This window comes from Kitasatospora sp. NBC_01560, assembly GCF_045208415.1.
In the GTDB taxonomy this organism is placed as follows: Bacteria; Actinomycetota; Actinomycetes; order Streptomycetales; family Streptomycetaceae; genus Kitasatospora.
Window position 1 is genome coordinate 4,187,921 of the sequence record NZ_CP109364.1, and the last position, 17,854, is coordinate 4,205,774.

The following is a 17,854-nucleotide window of genomic DNA, read 5'->3' on the forward strand; positions in this document are numbered from 1 at the left end:
GCGCCGGCCGCCGGCCCCCCGGCGGGCGCCCGGACCGGGCGTCACGCGGCGGGGCCCGTGGCGAACTCGGGGCGGCGGGCGGTGAGGTCGAGCGGGCGGCCGTCGGGATCGAGCGCGATGGCCCAGAGCCCGTGGGCGGCCTCGTGCAACGGGGCGGCGCCCTGCCGGCCGACCTGGTGGTCGAGGTAGGTCACGGCGTCCCGGTGGTTGACGGCGTTCCAGGCGTGCGGGCGGCCGAAGCCGTCCAGCGTGAGCAGCACGGCCTGCGAGCCGTGGCCGGCCCGCCGCAGTTCGCCGGCCAGCCGGCCGAAGGCCGTCCCGCCGTCGCCGAGGTCGCGGAACGGCGCGCCGAGTTCGCGCTCGGCGCGGTCGCGGCCGCCGCGTTCGCCCGCGTCGCCCTCGGTGGGGATCCGCGGGGCGGCGCAGGTCGGGCGGCCGGTGAAGGTGTCGACCGCGGAGAGCGCGATCTCCAGGCTGTTGTTGGCCCGCCCCGGCCCGCGGTGGCCGCCGTCGTTGACGACCTCGGCCCAGCCGCCGGCCGCCGGGTCGGGGTGGCGCAGCGGGAGGCCGTCGGCGTCCTGGGGCGCACGGCGTTCGATCTCGCGCTGGTGTTCGGGGTCGACCGGGGCGAGGCCGCCGGGCAGGCCGTACGGGCGGCTGTCGGCGATGGTCCGCAGCCGGAGCAGCTGCTCCTCGGGCGCGCTGCCGAACGCCCCGCGCAGCGCGAGGTGGAGGGCCGTCGCGTGGGCGGTGGCCACCGGTACGGCGGCCCAGGCGAGCCCGGTCCCGTCCTCGGCCGGGGAGCCGTCGGGTCGGCGCCGCTGGTCGGCCGGGTGGAACTCGGGGCGGGCGGGGCCGGCGGCCGGGGCCCCCGGGGTGGGCGGGACGAGCAGCGGTCCGGGGGCGGTGACGGGGTGCGGGGCCCCGGTGGCCTGGCGCTGGCCGGCCTGGCCCGCGCCCGGCCTGGCCTCGGTCGGGGTGTGCGCCCCGGGCGCCGCGGTGCCGGAGCCGGTGCCGGAGCCGGTCCCGGTGCCGCCGGGCGTACCCATGACGCCGGGCACTCCGGGCACCCCTGGCGCACCGGGCACCCCGGGCGCACCGGTGGCCGGCGTGCCCGCACCGATGCCGCTGCCGAACGGCGCCGGGCCGTGCCCGGCGGCGGCGGGGGCGCCGTAGGCGGGGGCGGCGTGGCCGACCGGGCCGGCGGCGAGCGGCCCGGGGCCGACCGGGCCCGCCGGGACCGGTCCGCCGGCGGGCGGGAGGGTGAACGTCCCGCCGTAGGCGGTGCCGTAGGACGGGCCGGTGCCCGTGGGCACGTCCGGCCCCGGCTGGTAGTGCGGGGTGGCGGCGGGGGCGGGCGCCGAGGGGGCGGGCGGGGCGAGCACCGAGTCCGTCCGCACGGTGACCGGGGCGCCGCCGCCGGGGTGCGTGGCCGGGGCCAGGGGGTAGTCCCCGTCCGCCGGGCCGGGCCGCCCGGCCGGGGCACCACCGCCACCACCACCGCCGCCACCACCGGTGGCCGCCGCTGCCGCCGGCCGGCCCGGGGCCTCCGGGTGGGCGGGCGGCGACCAGTCGCCGCCGCCGTTCACCGGGCCGGTGCGCACCGGCCCGGGGCCGCCGCCGGCGGAGGCGTCCGGGCCCTGGCCGCCCGGGCCGCCGGGGCCGTCCGCCGCGCCGGGAGCGCCGCGGCCGTGCCCGTTGCCGCCGGTGCCGTTGGCGTTGCCGCCGCCCGGGCCGTCGCCGTCCGCACCGGCCATGATCACCACGCCGTCCGGCCCGACCCCCGGCACCCCCGCCCCGGGTGCCACCGGCCCGCCGGGCGTACCGGGCAGCACGGCGCCCGGCCCGGCCGCGAGCGGCCCGCCCGGCCTGCCGTCCAGCCCGTGGCCGTTCCGGCCGCCGCCCGCCGCGAGGTCGGCGAGCGCCGCCGGGACTTCCTTGCCGTCCTTGTCGGTCAGCACCGGCCGGCCGTCCTTGCCGAGCAGCGGCTGCCCGTGCTCGTCGACCTTGACGGTCAGCTCCTCCACGCCGACCACCGGCCGGCCGTCGGCGCCCCGGACGACGAGCAGCCCGCTCCGATCGGCGACCGGCGTGCCGTCGGCCCGGACGATCACCGGGTTGCCCTGCTCGTCCAGCACCGGCTTGCCGGCCTCGTCCAGCTTGACGGCGAGCCCGGGCACGCCGACCACCGGCTTGCCGTCCTCGCCGACCAGCGGCTTGCCGTCGGTGCCGACCACCACCGCCAGGCCGGCCCCGCCCGCGCCCAGCACGCCCGGTTCGCCGAGCGCCGCGGGCAGCCCGGCGGCCACGGCGTCGAAGGTGCCGCCGGGGCCGCTGGTGAGCCAGGCGGGGCGGACGCCGGGGGTGCCGCCGCCCGGCCCGAGCCGCAGCAGGGCGAGGACGGCGGGCTCCTTGAGCGTGCCGCCGAGGCCGTCCTTCATGGCGCGGCCGAGCTCGTCCAGCAGGCCGCCGATCTTCAGCTTGGCCGTCTCGACGGCGACCGCCTCGACCGCCTCGGCGACCTGCGCGGTGGCGGCGTTCTGCACCCCGGCCGCCACGGCGTTGACGCCCTGCCGCAGCCCGCCGAAGACCCCGCCGGGGGCGGCGTCCCCGCTGCGGGTGGTGGCGGCGAGGTCCGCGGCGGCGGCCTTGGCCTTCGCCGCCTGCTCCTGCGCCTGCTTCAGCTCGGCGGCCAGTTCGGTGAGGGTGGCGACGATGTCGGCCTTGCAGCTGTCGGCGGCCCTGGCCGCCTTGTCGAAGGCCCCCGCGATCAGGCCGGTGGCGGAGTGGGCGTCGTCCAGGTGCCCGCGGCCGCTCCCGCTGAACCCCTGCCAGTACGCCTCGAAGGCGTCCACCGCACGGCCGGAGTTGTCCCCCGCGACGCGCTTGGCGGAGTCCCCGCCGCGCTTGCCGAGGCGCTCGGCCTCGACGCCGAACTCGCGCCAGAGCCCGGCTGCCCTGCGCAGCCCGTCCTCGTCGGCCTGCGGCCACTGGTGGCCGGTCCTGGCCAGTACCGGTGCGAGCTCCTCGGGCAGTTTCCGGGACACGCGATTCCCCCTTCGACGTGCGGACTTTCGACGTGCGGACTTTCGACGTGCGGACTTTCGACGTGCGGACTTTCGACGTGCGGACTTTCGACGTGCGGACTTTCGACGGCGGACTCTCGACGTGCGACTCCGGCCCGGGCACCGGGGTGCCGCCCCACCCCGTCCGACCGGAGGCAGGCGGCCGGCACCGGGCCACGGGGCCCCGGCCGGGCCCGCCACCGGGCGGCACGACCGGGCCGGGCGTCAGGCCGACATGTCCTTGGGGACGGCCGTCCCGGCCACCGGGGTTGCACCCGGCCGCACCGGGCCGCCCGGCCCCGCGGGCCGGCCGCCGAAGCCCGCGGCGGCCGAGGTGTCGGCGTCCGCCGTCCGCTCGGCCATGGTGTGCAGTCCGGAGCCGACCTGGCCGAGCTGCCCGGCGAGCCCCCGCAGGCCGCCGAGCAGCCCGCCGTGCGCTTCCTGGTAGACGGCGGCGAAGCCGCTGCCCGGCTTGTCCAGCCCCCACGGGCTGCCGAGCGCGGTGAGGGCCTGCTCCAGGGTGCCGACGGCCTTCCCGAAGTCCGCCGAGATCTTTTCGAACTCCCGGCCCTCGCCGTGCAGTTCCCACGGCTTGATGACGAAATTGCCGTTCCCTGCCCCGCCGGTGCTGCTGCCGCTGGCCATCCCCGTACCTCCCCGTAGCGGACCGGCCGCCATCCTAGGGGTGCTCCCGGGGCCGTCCGCAGCGCGCCGGGGACCTCTTCACTCTGCCTTCACGACGCCACGGACCCGTCCGCGCGGGCCGCACGCACGCCACCGCCCGGTGAAATCGCCGTAAATGCCCAAGCCACGGGCGGTTCGCACCGTCGCCGAGGCTCTACCCTTGCCGGGTGGCAGCAGCAGACACGTCCAAGAAGAAGTCCAAGACCGGCACCACCGCGGTCGACCTCGCCATGCCCACCCTGCGTCCCGAGGTCCCGCTCGACTTCGCACGTGCCTGGGCCGAGTTCGCCGACCCCGACGACGAGGAGCAGGTCTTCCGCTGCGACCTCACCTGGCTCACCTCCCGCTGGGGGTGCATCTTCGGCCAGGGCTGCCACGGCATCCGCGAGGGCCGCGGCGAGTCCGACGGCTGCTGCACGCTCGGCGCGCACTACTCGGACGAGGACGACGAGAAGCGGGTGGCGGACCACGCGACCCGGCTGACGCCCGAGCTCTGGGAGAACTTCGCGCACGGCACCGACGCCAAGGGCCGGATCAGGGCCGACGGCGGCATCACCATGCTGGACGAGGACGGCGACCGGCAGACCCGCCGGGTCAACGGCGCCTGCATCTTCGTGAACAGCCCCGGCTTCGCGGGCGGCGCCGGCTGCGCACTGCACGCGCTCGCCCTCAAGGAGGGCCGGGAGCCGCTGGAGACCAAGCCGGACGTCTGCTGGCAGCTCCCGGTGCGCCGCACCTACGACTGGATCGACCGCCCGGACGACACCCGCTACCTCCAGGTCACCATCGGCGAGTACGACCGCCGCGGCTGGGGCCCGGGCGGCCACGACCTGCACTGGTGGTGCACCGGCAGCCCGGAGGCCCACCAGGGCCCCGACCCGGTGTACGTCAGCTACCGCCCCGAGCTCACCGAGCTGATGGGCCGGGCCGCGTACGAGGTGCTGGCCGGGCTGTGCGAGCAGCGGATCGCCACCAAGGGCGACCGCAAGCTGGCCCCGCACCCGGCCGACCCGCCGAAGAAGGCCCGGAAGTAGCCGCTCCCGGCCGGCCGCTCCGGGGGCCGGCCGGCTACTTGTCGATGTCCCCGACGACGAAGAACATCGAGCCCAGGATCGCCACCATGTCGGCGACGAGGGTGCCGGGGAGCAGTTCGGTCAGCGCCTGGATGTTGTTGAAGGACGCCGAGCGGAGCTTGAGCCGCCACGGCGTCTTGTCGCCGCGCGACACCAGGTAGTAGCCGTTCACGCCGAGCGGGTTCTCGGTCCAGGCGTAGGTGCTGCCCTCGGGCGCCTTGAGCACCTTGGGCAGCCGCAGGTTCACCGGGCCGGGCGCCAGCGTGGCCAGCTTGTCCAGGCAGGCGTCGGCGAGGTCCAGCGCGTTGACGGTCTGCTCCAGCAGGCACTCGAACCGGGCCAGGCAGTCGCCCTCCTCGCGGGTGACCACCGTCAGCACCGCGCGCAGCTCGTCCGAGCCGTACGCCAGGTACGGCTCGTCGCGGCGCAGGTCGAGGTCGAGCCCGCTGGCGCGCGCGATCGGTCCGCTGACCCCGTACGCCTCGGCCTGCGCCCGGGTGAGCACGCCGACGCCGGCGGTGCGGGCGCGGAAGATCTCGTTGCCGAGGACGAGCTCCTCGAAGACCGGCAGCTGGGAGCGGACGACGGCGACCGCCGCGCGGACCCGGCCGAGCCAGCCGGCCGGCAGGTCCTCCTTGAGGCCGCCGACCCGGTTGAACATGTAGTGCATCCGGCCGCCGGAGGCCTCCTCCAGCACGTGCTGGAGGTCCTCGCGGCCGGTGAAGGCGTGGAAGATCGGGGTGATCCCGCCCAGCTCCAGCGGGTAGGAGCCGAGGAACATCAGGTGGTTGAGCACCCGGTTCAGCTCGGCCAGCAGAGTGCGGATCCAGACCGCGCGCTCGGGCACCTCCATGCCGAGCATCCGCTCGACGCCCAGCACCACGCCCAGCTCGTTGGCGAAGGCGGAGAGCCAGTCGTGCCGGTTCGCCAGCATGATGATCTGCCGGTAGTCCCGGGCCTCGAAGAGCTTCTCCGCGCCGCGGTGCATGTACCCGATCACCGGCTCGGCGGTGACGATCCGCTCGCCGTCCAGCGCCAGCTTCAGGCGCAGCACGCCGTGCGTCGCGGGGTGCTGCGGGCCGATGTTGAGCACCATGTCGGTGCTGCCCGCCCCGCCCGTGAAGTTCTCGGCTCCCGCCCCGATGCCGACCGTGGTCTCCCTCATGACCCCAGAGTCTGCCATCCCGGCAGGCCTCCCAGGCCTCCCAGGCTCGCTGGTACCGGCATACGGACGCTCTGCGCCAGCCAGTGGAAGGCGCCCAGCCCCGACCGGTCGGTCAGCTCGGCGGCCTCCCCGGCGCCGCCGAGCGCCCGCAGGTAGCCGGCCGGGTCGGTGGAGGCCAGGGCCAGCGGCGGGCGGGCCCCGGCGACGCCGAGCGCCCGCAGCGCCTCGCGCTGGGTTGTCCACAGGCTGTGGAGACCGGGCACCGCGACGGCGTCCATCGCCACGTGGGCGGTGAGGTCGCAGGAGCCGTCCGGCACCGGCGCCACCTCGCGGCCCGCCCGGAACCCGGTCAGGGTGCTGAAGGGCGGGCGGGTCGCCCGGGTGTGCCCGTAGTCCACCGCGACCGCCAGGCCCCGCTCCAGCGCGCCGACCGCCGAGGCCCAGGCCGCGTCCCGGGGGGCGCCGAGGTCCGCACGGTCGCCGGGGCCACCGGCCGGCCACCAGCGGGCGGCCCAGGCGGCGTCGGTCTCCGTCACCGGCTCCCCGGCCCGCTCCTCGCCGGTCGCCACGTCCACCTCGACGTAGCGCAGCGCCCCGTCCTCGTCCACCTCGGCGAAGTCCAGCGGCACGTTGTCCAGCCACTCGTTGGCGAACAGCAGCCCCGTGACGCCGCGCGGCACCTCGTCCGTCCACAGGGCTGTGGACGGCAGTCCGCCCGGCCGGGCCGCGACCTCCACCCCGTACGGCCGCACCCGGGCCCGCACCGCGCCCGGCAGCTCGCCCAGCACCCCGGCCAGCAGCTCGCCGCGGCCGGCCCCGACGTCCACGAAGGCCAGCTCCTCCGGACGGCCGAGGGCCTCGTCCACCTCCAGCAGCAGCCGGGCCACCGCCCGGGCGAACAGCGGGGAGGCGTGCACGGAGGTCCGGAAGTGCCCGGCCGGGCCCTCCGGCCTGCGGTAGAAGCCGCCGTCCGGGGCGTACAGGGCCTGTTCCATGGCGGGCCGCCAGCGCATCCAGCTCATGCCCCGGGACGCTACCGGGACCGGGGGCGGCCCTCCCAACCGGAGTCCGGGCTTCTCCGACCTAGGGAGTAGGACGGATCGCCCTCCCGGCGGACCTGGGCACACCCCGCGACTGCCTAGGCTTGAAACGTGCATCGACTCAACGCCTGGCTCCGCCGTCACCCCATGGTGGTCGACTCCGCCTGGGCGGCGATCGTGCTGTTCTTCGGGGTGCTGCCCAGCGACGCGGGCGAGGAGGGGTGGCGCGCGGGCGTCCAGCTCGCCATCGCGATCGTCCTGCCGCTGCTGATGGTCTTCCGGCGGCGCCGGCCCGACCTCACGGTGGCCGCCGCCGCGGTGATCGGTGTCACCCAGATCGCGCTGAACGTCGACCCGGGCGCCGCCAGCATCGCCTACCTGGTCTTCGCCTACACCGGCGCCGCCTTCGGCTCGCGCTGGATCTCCCGGCTGGCGCTCGCCGCCGGCCTGGCCGCCGGGCCGCTGGTCTTCTGGGAGCAGGGGCTGCTCAAGAGCGAGTACCACCGCGAGACCCAGACCACCACGTTCCACCCCTACGGCATCGGCGAGATGCTCCTGATCATGGGGCTGATGACCAGCCCCTTCATCCTCTGCTGGGCCTGGGGCCGGCTCACCCGGGTGCGCCGCGCGTACCTGGTCGAGCTGGAGGACCGGGCCGCCCGGCTGGAGCGCGAGCGGGACGCCCAGGCCAAGGTGGCGGTCGCCGCCGAGCGGGCACGGATCGCCCGCGAGCTGCACGACGTGGTCGCGCACAACGTCTCGGTCATGATCGTCCAGGCCGACGGCGCCGCGTACGTCCTGGACAACTCGCCGCAGCAGGCCAAGGAGGCGCTCGGCACGATCGCCTCCACCGGGCGCCAGGCGCTGGTCGAGATGCGCCGGCTGCTGGGCGTGCTGCGCACCGCCGGCACCGCCGAGGAGTACGTGCCGCAGCCGGGCGTGGAGGAGCTGCCCGAGCTGCTGGAGCAGGTCCGCACGGCCGGCCTCCAGGTGGACTTCGCCACCTCCGGCGACCCGCGCGAACTGCCGCGCGGCGTCGAGCTCACGGTCTACCGGATCGTCCAGGAAGCCCTGACCAACGTCCGCAAGCACGGCGGCCCCGACGTCCACGCCCGGGTCGCGGTCGACTTCGGCGAGCGCGAGCTGGCCGTCCTGATCGAGGACGACGGCCGCGGCTCCACCGACGAGCAGCTGACCGGCGGCGGCACCGACGGCCAGGGCCACGGGCTGATCGGCATGCGCGAGCGGGTCGGCATGGTCAGCGGCAGCCTGGACGTGGGGCCGCGCCCCGGCGGGGGCTTCCGGATCCGCGCCGTCCTGCCGCTCAAGGCAGCACACTGACCCCACCCCACCGCGTCGCCGCCCACGAACCCCCCAGGAGCCACCTTGACCATCCGCGTGATGCTCGTCGACGACCAGGAGCTGCTCCGCACCGGCTTCCGGATGATCCTGCAGTCGCAGGGCGACATCGAGATCGTCGCCGAGGCCGGTGACGGCGCCCAGGCCCTGGAGCGGCTCAGGCACACCTCGGTGGACGTGATCCTGATGGACGTCCGGATGCCCCGGCTGGACGGCGTGCAGGCCACCCGCCGGATCTGCCTCGCCGAGGACGGCAGCCCGCTGCCGGACGCCCCGCACGTGCTCATCCTCACCACCTTCGACCTCGACGAGTACGCCTTCGCCGCGCTCAAGGCCGGCGCCAGCGGCTTCCTGCTCAAGGACGTGCCGCCCACCGAGCTGGTGGCCGCGATCCGCGCCGTGCACGGCGGGGACGCGGTGGTCGCCCCGACCACCACCCGCCGCATGATCGACCGTTTCGCCGAGGTGCTGCCCACCCCGGCGAGCGCCGCCGGCCCGGACACCCTCGCCCCGCTCACCGAGCGCGAGCGCGAGGTCTTCCTGCTCGTCGCGCAGGGCCTGTCGAACGGCGAGATCGCCGCCCGGCTGGTGCTCTCCGAGGCCACCGTGAAGACGCACGTCGGCCGGATCCTGGCCAAGCTCGGCCTGCGCGACCGCGTCCAGGCCGTCGTACTGGCCTACGAGGCGGGGCTGATCCGGGCCGGGGCCACGGACTGACCTCGCGTCGGCGGGCCGCCCCCGCCCGGCCGTAGAATGGCCCGGTACGTCCGGTACCCGACACGGGACCGGAACGGAGAGTGAGGACCAGGGCCGAGCCGTGAGCGAGCGGAGCGAGCTCACCGTCGAGAGGTGCGCAATGGCGAATGCCCCTGCCGAGCGGTGGGGGGTGGGCGCGTGAGTACGTCCGACGGCGCCGACCTCACCCCGCTCGCCGACGGCTTCGGCGACCCCGCGGATCCCGGCAACCGCCCGGCCCGGCTCGCCGTGGGCGTGGTCGGCACCGGCCGGGTCGGCCCCGCGCTCGGCGCCGCCCTCCAGCTCGCCGGGCACAAGGTGGTCGCCGCCTCCGGGGTCTCCGCCACCTCCCGCCGCCGCGCCGAGGCGCTGCTGCCGGGCGTGCGGGTCGTCACCCCGCCGCAGGTGCTCGCCGCCGCCGACCTCGTCCTGCTCACCGTGCCCGACGACGCGCTGGCCGACCTGGTCGCCGGCCTCGCCGCGACCGGCGCCGTCCGCCCCGGCCAGCTGGTCGTGCACACCTCCGGCGCGCACGGCGTCGCCGTCCTGGAGCCCGCCACCCGGGCCGGGGCGCTGCCGCTGGCACTGCACCCCGCGATGACCTTCACCGGCACCTCGGTCGACCTGGCCCGGCTGGCCGGCTGCCCGTTCGGGGTGACGGCGCCCGAGGAGCTGCGGCCGGTCGCCGAGGCGCTGGTGGTCGAGATGGGCGGCGAGCCCGAATGGGTGCCGGAGCACGTCCGCCCGCTCTACCACACGGCCCTCGCCCACGGCGCGAACCACCTCGTCACCCTGGTCGCGCAGGCGCTGGAGCTGCTGCGCACCGCCGGGGTCGCCGAGCCCGGCCGGCTGCTCGGCCCGCTGCTCGGCGCCGCCCTGGACAACAGCCTGCGCTCCGGCGACGCGGCCCTCACCGGCCCGGTCGCCCGGGGCGACGCGGGCACCGTGCGGCGCCACCTGGCGCAGCTCAGTACGGTGTCCCCGGACATCCCGGCCGCCTACCGGGCGATGGCCCGGGCCACCGCCCAGCGGGCACTCGCCAACGGGACGATCGACGAAGCGTCGGCGGCGGCGCTGCTGGACGTACTGAACGAGGAGAACTGACTGATGGCACGCGGCAAGCAGCCGGGCAAGGTCCAGCGGGCCCCGAAGGTCCACCGGGCCGTCGTGACCCACACCGTCGGCGACTTCGAGGCGGCCTTCTGGCCGGACGAACAGCCGGTCGACAACGCGGTCGTGATGACGATGGGCGCGCTGCACGAGGGCCACGCCGCACTGGTCCGGGCCGCCCGCAAGCAGGTCGGCCGGGACGGCCGGGTCGCCGTCACCGTCTTCGTCAACCCGCTGCAGTTCGGCGCCGACGAGGACCTGGAACGCTACCCCCGCGACCTCGACGCGGACGTCCGGCTGGCCGAGGAGAACGGCGCCGACGTGGTCTTCGCACCGTCCGTCGACGAGGTCTACCCGAACGGCGAGCCGCAGGTGCGCCTGACGGCCGGCCCGATGGGCGACCGCTTCGAGGGCACGACCCGGCCCGGTCACTTCGACGGCGTGCTGACGGTGGTCGCCAAGCTGCTGCACATCACCGACCCGGACTTCGCCCTCTTCGGCGAGAAGGACGCCCAGCAGCTGGCCGTCATCCAGCGGATGGTCGCCGACCTGGACTTCGACGTCGAGATCATCGGCGTGCCCACCGTCCGCGAGGAGGACGGCCTCGCGCTGTCCTCCCGCAACCGCTACCTCTCGGCGGAGGACCGGGCGCACGCGCTCGCCCTCTCCAAGGCCCTGTTCGCCGGCCGCGACGTCGCCGCCCAGGGCCCGAAGGCCGTCCGCGAGGCGGCCGCGGCCGCCCTCGACGGCGCCGAGGGTGTCGCCCTCGACTACCTCGCCCTGATCGACCCGCACGACTTCACCGAGGTCGCGGACGACTTCCAGGGCGGGGCGGTGCTGGCCGTGGCCGCGAAGGTGGGGACGACCCGCCTGATCGACAACGTCCACGTCATCTGCCGCTAGGCAGAGGACAGCAGGCACAGAATCTGCCGCTAGGCAGAGGACAGCAGGCACAGAATCTGCCGCCAGGCAGAGGACAACAAGCACAGAATCTGCCGCCAGGCAGAGGACAGCAGGCACAGAATCTGCCGCCAGGCGGAGGACGTGCACCAAGCGCGGATTCTGCCCCGGGCCGGACGGGCACCGGGCGCAGAATCGTTCGGTAACCGGTAGCAGTCCCCCTTTTTCAGGCATGCACTCACAGGAGGCGTGACCCCATGCTCCGCACCATGCTCAAGTCCAAGATCCACCGGGCCACCGTGACCCAGGCCGACCTCCACTACGTCGGCTCCGTCACGGTGGACGAGGACCTGCTGGACGCCGCCGACCTGCTCCCCGGCGAGCTCGTCCACATCGTCGACATCAACAACGGTGCCCGGCTGGAGACCTACACCATCGCCGGCCCGCGCGGCACCGGCGTGATCGGCATCAACGGCGCCGCCGCCCGTCTGGTCCACCCCGGCGACCTCGTCATACTCATCGCCTACGGGCAGATGGACACCGCCGAGGCCAAGGGCTACGAGCCCAAGGTCGTCTTCGTCGACGCCGACAACCGGATCACCGGCATGGGCGGCGACCCGGCCGAGGCCGGGGAGGGCACCGGGCTGCTCCGCGGCGACGAAGCGTACGGTGACGGCAACGACGCGGCCACGACCGCCGCGCGCCGAAGGAGCAACTGAACGTCATGCCCGTCACGCACCGCCTCACCGCACCCGCCCCCGGCTGGACGGCCACCACCGACGTCGTGGTGGTCGGCTCCGGCGTGGCCGGTCTCACCGTCGCCCTCAACGTCCGCAAGGCCGGCCTGCGCGCCGTGGTGGTCACCAAGGCGATGCTCGACGACGGCTCCACCCGCTGGGCGCAGGGCGGCATCGCGGCCGCCCTGGGCGAGGGCGACACCCCCGAGCAGCACCTGCACGACACCCTGGTGGCCGGCGCCGGGATCTGCGACGAGGCGGCGGTGCGCACCCTCGTCACCGAGGGCCCGGAGGCCGTCCGCCACCTGATCGCCACCGGCGCGGCCTTCGACCGCGGCGAGGACGGCAAGATCCTGCTCACCCGCGAGGGCGGCCACCACCGGCGCCGGATCGCGCACGCGGGCGGGGACGCCACCGGCGCCGAGATATCGCGCGCGCTGGTCACCGCCGTCCGCAGCGACCCCGGCCTGGAGCTGATCGAGCACGCCCTCGTCCTCGACCTGCTCACCGACGCCGCCGGACACGCCGCCGGCCTCACCCTGCACGTGATGGGCGAGGGCCAGCGGGACGGCGTCGGGGCGATCCGGGCCCGCGCCGTGGTGCTCGCCACCGGCGGCATGGGCCAGGTCTTCTCGGCCACCACCAACCCGCCGGTCTCCACCGGCGACGGTGTGGCGCTCGCCCTGCGGGCCGGCGCCGAGGTCACCGACCTGGAGTTCGTCCAGTTCCACCCGACGGTGCTCTGGCTCGGCGCGGAGGCCGCGGGCCAGCAGCCGCTGGTCTCCGAGGCCGTCCGCGGCGAGGGCGCGCACCTGGTCGACGCGGACGGCGTCCGCTTCATGGTCGGGCAGCACGAGCTGGCCGAGCTCGCCCCGCGCGACATCGTCGCCAAGGCGATCACCCGGCAGATGCAGCTGCACGGCACCGATCACATGTACCTGGACGGTCGGCACTTCGGCGCCGAGATGTGGGAGCAGCGGTTCCCGACCATCCTCGCCTCCTGCCGTGCGCACGGCATCGACCCGGTCACCGAGCCGATCCCGGTCGCCCCGGCCGCGCACTACGCCTCCGGCGGCATCCGCACCGACCTGTCCGGCCGCACCACCGTCCCCGGGCTGTACGCCTGCGGCGAGGTGGCCTGCACCGGGGTGCACGGCGCCAACCGGCTGGCGTCCAACTCGCTGCTGGAGGGCCTGGTCTTCGCCGAGCGGATCGCCGCCGACCTGACCGGCCGGCACCGCGCGGACGAGCTGCCCGAGCGGTCGGTGGACGTCGCGGCCGCCCGGGCCGCCCACCCGGTGCCGCTGCCGGCGCCGGAGGCGCGCGCCGAGATCCAGCGGCTGATGTCGCGCGGGGCCGGGGTCCTGCGTTCGGCCGCGTCGATGACCGGCGCCGCCGCCGGGCTCGCCCTGCTCGCCGAGCAGGCGTACGCGCACGTCGCCGAGGAGAAGCCGGCCGACCCCCGGGTGGAGACCTGGGAGGCCGCCAACCTGCTGCTGGTCGCCACCGCCCTGGTGGAGGCCGCCGCGCAGCGCGCCGAAACCCGCGGCTGCCACTGGCGCGAGGACTTCCCCGAGCGGGACGACGCCGTCTGGCAGCGCCACCTCATCACCACCCTCACCGCCTCCGGCGACCTTGTCAGCACCCCTGAGGAGCAGTAGAACCATGACCCACTCCCACGAGGACCTTCCCCTGGCCGACCTGGGCGGCTGCGGCGACGGCTGCGCCTGCGGGGACGGCGAGGGCTACGAGACCGGCCTGGACCCGCAGCTCGCCGAGCTGCTGGAGGAGGCCGGCCTGGACCCGGTCGAGGTCGAGGACATCGCCACCCTGGCGCTGGCCGAGGACCTCGCCGGCGGCGAGGACGTCACCTCCGTCGCCACCGTGCCGGCCGACGCCGTCGCCACCGCCGACTTCACTGCCCGTGAGGCGGGCGTGGTGGCCGGCCTGCGGATCGCCGAGGCCGTCGTCTCGCTGGTCTGCGAGGAGGAGTTCGAGGTCGAGCGGCATGTCCAGGACGGCGACCTGGTCGAGGCCGGCCAGGTGCTGCTCTCGGTCCGCAGCCGCACCCGCGACCTGCTCACCGCCGAGCGCAGCGCGCTCAACCTGCTCTGCCACCTGTCCGGCATCGCCACCGCCACCCGCGCCTGGTCGGACGCCCTGGAGGGCACCGGCGCGGTGGTCCGCGACACCCGCAAGACCACCCCGGGCCTGCGCGCGCTGCAGAAGTTCGCGGTCCGCTGCGGCGGCGGCGCCAACCACCGGATGGCGCTCTCCGACGCGGCCCTGGTCAAGGACAACCACGTGATCGCGGCCGGCGGCGTCGCCGAGGCGTTCCGGGCCGTCAAGGCCGCCTACCCCGAGCTGCCGGTCGAGGTCGAGGTGGACACCCTGGAGCAGATCGCCCCGGTGCTGGAGGCCGGCGCCGACCTCATCCTGCTGGACAACTTCACCGTCGCGCAGCTCAAGGAGGCCGTCGAGCTGGTGGCCGGCCGTGCCCGGTTGGAGGCTTCCGGCGGACTGACCCTGGCCACCGCGCGCGAGGTCGCCCAGACTGGTGTCGACTACCTGGCCGTGGGCGCGCTCACGCACTCCTCGCCGATCCTGGACATCGGCCTGGACCTGCGCGCCTGATCACCTGATCACCCCTCACGCAGAAGGCACCCATGCTGCTCACCATCGACGTCGGCAACACCCAGACCACACTCGGCCTGTTCGACGGCGAGGAAGTGGCCGAGCACTGGCGGATCTCGACCGATCCGCGCCGCACGGCCGACGAGCTGGCGGTCCTCCTGCAGGGGCTGATGGGCTCGCACACCGCGGTCAAGGAGGCCGCGGTGGAGGGCCTGGCGATCTGCTCGTCCGTCCCCTCGGTGCTCCACGAGTTCCGCGAGGTGACCCGCCGTTACTACGGCGACGTCCCCGCGGTGATCGTGGAGCCCGGGGTGAAGACGGGCGTGCACGTGCTGATGGACCACCCCAAGGAGGTCGGCGCCGACCGCATCGTCAACGCGCTGGCCGCCAACCACTTGTACGGCGGCCCGTGCATCGTGGTCGACTTCGGCACCGCCACCACCTTCGACGCGATCAACGCCCGCGGCGACTACGTCGGCGGGGCGATCGCTCCCGGCATCGAGATCTCGGTGGAGGCGCTCGGTGCGCGCGGCGCCCAGCTGCGCAAGATCGAGCTGGCCCGGCCGCGCAACGTGATCGGCAAGAACACCGTCGAGGGCATGCAGTCGGGCATCCTCTACGGCTTCGCCGGCCAGGTCGACGGCCTGGTCGACCGGATGGCCCGGGAGCTCGCCAAGGACCCGGACGACGTCCAGGTCATCGCCACCGGCGGGCTGGCCCCGCTGGTCCTCGGCGAGGCCGGCACCATCGACGTGCACGAGCCGTGGCTGACGCTGATCGGCCTGCGGCTGGTGTACGAGCGCAACCGCCCGAGCTGAGGCCGCGCCTCAGCGACCGGGCCCGGCCTCTCCGGCCCCGGCCTCTCCGGACCGGTGCGCGCGGCCGCGGTCGGCCCCGGGCCGTCCGGCCTCAGTGGCCGGCGGACGGGGAGACCGGCCCCGCCGGCGCGGTGCCGGCGCCCGGCGGCACCGGCGTCGCCGGAACGGGCAGGAGAGTCGTCGCCCCCGGGTCCGGCACCCGGTCCGGTCCCGGCGTCGCCGGGACGGGCAGGACCACCGTCCCGCCCGCCTTCGCCGCCTCCTCGGCGAGCAAGGCGGCGACGTCGGAGGGCAGCAGCGTGGTGGCCCCGCCCCCCGGCGCCGGGAAGGTGGCCGCCTTCCCGGCCGTCCCCGTCGCCGGGATCGCGGCGAACACCCGGTCCCAGCGCTTGTCCGACACGACCTCGGTCATCCGGTCGACGGTCAGCGGCGGATCGGTCCTGGTGACGGGCGCCCCCTTCTCCAGCGGCTCGCGGTTCCACTCCTGGAGCATCAGGTGGTAGCCGTTCTTCGAGTGCAGCGAGGCGGACCAGGTCTTCGAGCCGGCCGGCTCGCCGGACCGCGTCCCGGCCTGGTACGTCCTGACGCGTGACCCGTTCGCCGTGGTGGACTCGGCACAGACGTCGGGCGCGGTCGCGGTCGCGCAGTCGGCGTCCAGGCCGGGCACGGCGCGGGTGATCCAGAACAGGTACTGCACCGCGCCGTTCCCGTCGTCGTACGTCAGCCGCAGCTGCGGGGTGTCGCTCTCCGTCCCCCGGGCCTCGCCGACCTCGACGACGTGGCCGGCCGGCAGCAGGCCGGTCAGCATGCCGAGGAACTCCTGCCCGGAGACCGGTGCGGCGGAGCCGGCGGCCGGGCCGAGACCGCCGCCTCCGCCACCGGACAGGTCGGCGACGGCCACCCCGCCGACGCCGATGAGCGCCAGCGCGGCGGCGCCGGCCAGGGCGGACGCCCGCCGGCGGCGGCGCAGCCGGCGGCCGTAGGACCAGCCGCTGTCGACCAGCGGGAGGGTCTCGGTGTGGAAGGCCTCCCCCGCGCGGGAGAGTGCCGCGGAGAAGTCCTGCTCGTACTGGCTGTCGGGAAGGTCCCGGTCTGCGGACATGCTGAACCACCGTTTCGGGTCGGGTCGGGTCGGGTCGTTCGGGTGTGCGGGCGGGTCGGGGCGGGGCCGGCTCAGCGGTCGGCGAGTTCACCGAGGCTGTCGCCGAGGACGCCGCGGATCCGGCCGAGCGCCCGGACGGTCTGCGTCCGGACGGCGCCCGGGCTGCTGCGCAGGGTCTCGGCGGTCTCCGCCACGCTGCGGTCCTCCCAGTAGCGCAGGACGAGCACCGCCCGGTCGCGCGGCGCGAGCCGGGCCAGTGCGTCGACCAGGGTGAGCCGCAGCGCCGGATCGCCCTCCCGGACGGCGGCGTCCGGGACGGTGTCGACGGGCCGCTCGCCGCTGCTGCGCCGGCTGCGGTGCGAGAGGAAGGCACGCACCAGCACGGTGTGCGCGTACCCGGCCGGGTTGTCGATCCGGGCGCGCGGGGTGAACCAGGAGGTGCGGTGCCACTGGGCGTAGATCCGCCCGAGCGCCTCCTGGACGAGGTCCTCCGCCAGGTGGGTGTCGCCGCCGGCGAGCAGGCAGGCGGTGCGGTACAGGTGCGGGGTGCGGGCCGCCGCGAAGGCCCGGAAGTCCTCGTCCCGGCCCCCCGCCGTCCGAAACTGACCTTCTCGTGCCATCTGCCGGGCTCCCCTGCCTCGTTGTCGCCTACACCTGGATGACCCGCCGGCGGCCGGGGACGTTACAGGCGTTCCGCGGGTTCCCCCGGCGGCGGGTGCCACGGGCACCGCTCCCCGGGCCGGGGCCGGCCCCGGCCCCGGCCCCGACACCGGAAACGGTGCCGAACGCGGTGCCGAACGCGGTGCCGAACTCCGTACCGGGAAGCGGCTCCTGGCACTCGGCGGGCGCCGGGCGGGGCGGGCCCGCCGGGTACGAACGGGACAATCACCCACGGTTCGGTCGGCGTGACAGAAGGTCGCTTCCGGCCCGCACCATCCGCGGCCGCGCTGTGCTAGTTTCGCGCCCGTGGCCCCTGCACGACCGGGCCCACGGCCGGGGGGCCATCACGTACTGGGGGGTACATGAACGGATCCGGCACAGTCGTCGACCCTGCTCTGGACGAACTCCGCAGGCCCGCGGCCAGGATCGCGGAGCTCAGCGACCGGCAGGAGGAGGTCCTGCGGCTGCTCGTCCTGGACCTCTCCAACCGGGAGGTCGCCGACCGGCTCGGCATCACCGAACGCACCGTCAAGGCCCATGTGGCCGCGCTGATGGAACGCCTGGGCGTCGACTCGCGGCTCCGGCTGGCACTCGTCGCGCTCTTCCACCGGATGTCCAACTGTACCTGCGACCAATGGTGTTGAGCCGCACGGTGCCTTAGGTTCGGAGCCACACGGGCGGGCGGAGCCACCGCTTCGGCCGTCCGGCGCTTCCAATGGGGGGAAGTCCACGCTTCTCTCCTTCGCACCCCTCCCCCTCCAGGGGCGGGCCG

The 17,854-nt window shown here is 75.6% G+C and carries 16 protein-coding genes and 1 pseudogene; 11 read left to right on the forward strand and 6 right to left on the reverse strand.

The annotated features are described in order from the left end of the window. Positions 1 to 41 precede the first annotated feature (41 nt). Positions 42 to 3,047, reverse strand: a complete 3,006-nt coding sequence (locus OH807_RS18135; RefSeq protein ID WP_406199881.1) for a toxin glutamine deamidase domain-containing protein — start codon at positions 3,045 to 3,047, stop codon at positions 42 to 44. On the opposite strand from OH807_RS18135, the pseudogene OH807_RS18140 reads away from it, so the two are divergent. Beyond that, a pseudogene (locus tag OH807_RS18140) lies at positions 3,004 to 3,141 on the forward strand (pentapeptide repeat-containing protein); the annotation flags it as partial. The gene OH807_RS18135 and the pseudogene OH807_RS18140 sit on opposite strands and share 44 nt — an antisense overlap. A gap of 149 nt (positions 3,142 to 3,290) precedes the next feature. Here OH807_RS18140 and OH807_RS18145 read toward each other — a convergent pair. Then, positions 3,291 to 3,710: a hypothetical protein gene (locus OH807_RS18145; RefSeq protein ID WP_406199883.1), complete on the reverse strand. Its 420-nt coding sequence runs from the start codon at positions 3,708 to 3,710 to the stop codon at positions 3,291 to 3,293. Between the two features lie 269 nt (positions 3,711 to 3,979). Here OH807_RS18145 and OH807_RS18150 point away from each other — a divergent pair, with 269 nt between their 5' ends. Beyond that, on the forward strand, positions 3,980 to 4,783 hold the full coding sequence (locus OH807_RS18150) for a hypothetical protein (protein ID WP_406211067.1): 804 nt from the start codon (positions 3,980 to 3,982) through the stop codon (positions 4,781 to 4,783). Between the two features lie 34 nt (positions 4,784 to 4,817). Here OH807_RS18150 and OH807_RS18155 read toward each other — a convergent pair whose 3' ends face one another. Beyond that, positions 4,818 to 5,987 carry an NADH-quinone oxidoreductase subunit D gene (locus tag OH807_RS18155; RefSeq protein ID WP_406199886.1) on the reverse strand — a complete coding sequence of 390 codons (1,170 nt, stop codon included), beginning with the start codon at positions 5,985 to 5,987 and terminating at the stop codon, positions 4,818 to 4,820. Beyond that, complete coding sequence (locus OH807_RS18160; RefSeq protein WP_406199887.1) at positions 5,984 to 7,009, reverse strand: SAM-dependent methyltransferase; 1,026 nt, start codon at positions 7,007 to 7,009, stop codon at positions 5,984 to 5,986. The genes OH807_RS18155 and OH807_RS18160 overlap by 4 nt, the downstream gene beginning before the upstream one ends. A gap of 165 nt (positions 7,010 to 7,174) precedes the next feature. On the opposite strand from OH807_RS18160, the gene OH807_RS18165 reads away from it, so the two are divergent. The 8 genes from OH807_RS18165 to OH807_RS18200 all read left to right on the forward strand — a co-directional run bounded on the left by OH807_RS18165 (position 7,175) and on the right by OH807_RS18200 (position 15,320). Beyond that, positions 7,175 to 8,368, forward strand: a complete 1,194-nt coding sequence (locus tag OH807_RS18165; protein ID WP_406211069.1) for a sensor histidine kinase — start codon at positions 7,175 to 7,177, stop codon at positions 8,366 to 8,368. 45 nt (positions 8,369 to 8,413) lie between these two features. After that, on the forward strand, positions 8,414 to 9,103 hold the full coding sequence (locus OH807_RS18170; RefSeq protein WP_406199890.1) for a response regulator: 690 nt from the start codon (positions 8,414 to 8,416) through the stop codon (positions 9,101 to 9,103). Between the two features lie 177 nt (positions 9,104 to 9,280). Then, entirely contained in the window at positions 9,281 to 10,225 is a 945-nt protein-coding gene (locus tag OH807_RS18175) for a Rossmann-like and DUF2520 domain-containing protein (RefSeq protein WP_406199892.1), read from the forward strand. Between the two features lie 3 nt (positions 10,226 to 10,228). After that, on the forward strand, positions 10,229 to 11,134 hold the full coding sequence (panC, locus tag OH807_RS18180) for a pantoate--beta-alanine ligase (protein WP_406199895.1): 906 nt from the start codon (positions 10,229 to 10,231) through the stop codon (positions 11,132 to 11,134). Positions 11,135 to 11,388: 254 nt separating this feature from the next. After that, a complete protein-coding gene (gene panD, locus OH807_RS18185) occupies positions 11,389 to 11,850 on the forward strand; it encodes an aspartate 1-decarboxylase (RefSeq protein WP_406199897.1) in 462 nt (153 codons plus the stop codon). A gap of 5 nt (positions 11,851 to 11,855) precedes the next feature. After that, positions 11,856 to 13,529: an L-aspartate oxidase gene (locus OH807_RS18190; RefSeq protein WP_406199899.1), complete on the forward strand. Its 1,674-nt coding sequence runs from the start codon at positions 11,856 to 11,858 to the stop codon at positions 13,527 to 13,529. Positions 13,530 to 13,533: 4 nt separating this feature from the next. Then, positions 13,534 to 14,502 (forward strand): carboxylating nicotinate-nucleotide diphosphorylase, encoded by a 969-nt coding sequence (gene nadC, locus OH807_RS18195; RefSeq protein ID WP_406199902.1) that lies wholly within the window; start codon positions 13,534 to 13,536, stop codon positions 14,500 to 14,502. Between the two features lie 32 nt (positions 14,503 to 14,534). Next, positions 14,535 to 15,320, forward strand: a complete 786-nt coding sequence (locus tag OH807_RS18200; RefSeq protein WP_406199904.1) for a type III pantothenate kinase — start codon at positions 14,535 to 14,537, stop codon at positions 15,318 to 15,320. A 91-nt stretch (positions 15,321 to 15,411) separates the two neighbouring features. Here OH807_RS18200 and OH807_RS18205 read toward each other — a convergent pair whose 3' ends face one another. Then, positions 15,412 to 16,422, reverse strand: a complete 1,011-nt coding sequence (locus tag OH807_RS18205) for a hypothetical protein (protein WP_406199906.1) — start codon at positions 16,420 to 16,422, stop codon at positions 15,412 to 15,414. A gap of 71 nt (positions 16,423 to 16,493) precedes the next feature. Then, positions 16,494 to 17,042 (reverse strand): SigE family RNA polymerase sigma factor, encoded by a 549-nt coding sequence (locus tag OH807_RS18210; RefSeq protein ID WP_406199908.1) that lies wholly within the window; start codon positions 17,040 to 17,042, stop codon positions 16,494 to 16,496. Positions 17,043 to 17,444: 402 nt separating this feature from the next. Here OH807_RS18210 and OH807_RS18215 point away from each other — a divergent pair, with 402 nt between their 5' ends. Next, positions 17,445 to 17,726: a response regulator transcription factor gene (locus OH807_RS18215; RefSeq protein WP_406199911.1), complete on the forward strand. Its 282-nt coding sequence runs from the start codon at positions 17,445 to 17,447 to the stop codon at positions 17,724 to 17,726. Positions 17,727 to 17,854: the final 128 nt, after the last annotated feature.

What these genes read in the sequence shown, in the direction of transcription:
- OH807_RS18205 (WP_406199906.1), bottom strand. Translation starts at nt 16,422, where the DNA reads ATGTCCGCAGACCGGGACCTTCCCGACAGCCAGTACGAGCAGGACTTC.
- OH807_RS18145 (WP_406199883.1), bottom strand. Translation starts at nt 3,710, where the DNA reads ATGGCCAGCGGCAGCAGCACCGGCGGGGCAGGGAACGGCAATTTCGTC.
- OH807_RS18155 (WP_406199886.1), bottom strand. Translation starts at nt 5,987, where the DNA reads ATGAGGGAGACCACGGTCGGCATCGGGGCGGGAGCCGAGAACTTCACG.
- panD (WP_406199897.1), top strand. Translation starts at nt 11,389, where the DNA reads ATGCTCCGCACCATGCTCAAGTCCAAGATCCACCGGGCCACCGTGACC.
- OH807_RS18190 (WP_406199899.1), top strand. Translation starts at nt 11,856, where the DNA reads ATGCCCGTCACGCACCGCCTCACCGCACCCGCCCCCGGCTGGACGGCC.
- panC (WP_406199895.1), top strand. Translation starts at nt 10,229, where the DNA reads ATGGCACGCGGCAAGCAGCCGGGCAAGGTCCAGCGGGCCCCGAAGGTC.
- OH807_RS18200 (WP_406199904.1), top strand. Translation starts at nt 14,535, where the DNA reads ATGCTGCTCACCATCGACGTCGGCAACACCCAGACCACACTCGGCCTG.
- OH807_RS18150 (WP_406211067.1), top strand. Translation starts at nt 3,980, where the DNA reads ATGCCCACCCTGCGTCCCGAGGTCCCGCTCGACTTCGCACGTGCCTGG.
- OH807_RS18160 (WP_406199887.1), bottom strand. Translation starts at nt 7,009, where the DNA reads ATGAGCTGGATGCGCTGGCGGCCCGCCATGGAACAGGCCCTGTACGCC.
- nadC (WP_406199902.1), top strand. Translation starts at nt 13,534, where the DNA reads ATGACCCACTCCCACGAGGACCTTCCCCTGGCCGACCTGGGCGGCTGC.
- OH807_RS18215 (WP_406199911.1), top strand. Translation starts at nt 17,445, where the DNA reads ATGAACGGATCCGGCACAGTCGTCGACCCTGCTCTGGACGAACTCCGC.
- OH807_RS18165 (WP_406211069.1), top strand. Translation starts at nt 7,175, where the DNA reads ATGGTGGTCGACTCCGCCTGGGCGGCGATCGTGCTGTTCTTCGGGGTG.
- OH807_RS18210 (WP_406199908.1), bottom strand. Translation starts at nt 17,042, where the DNA reads ATGGCACGAGAAGGTCAGTTTCGGACGGCGGGGGGCCGGGACGAGGAC.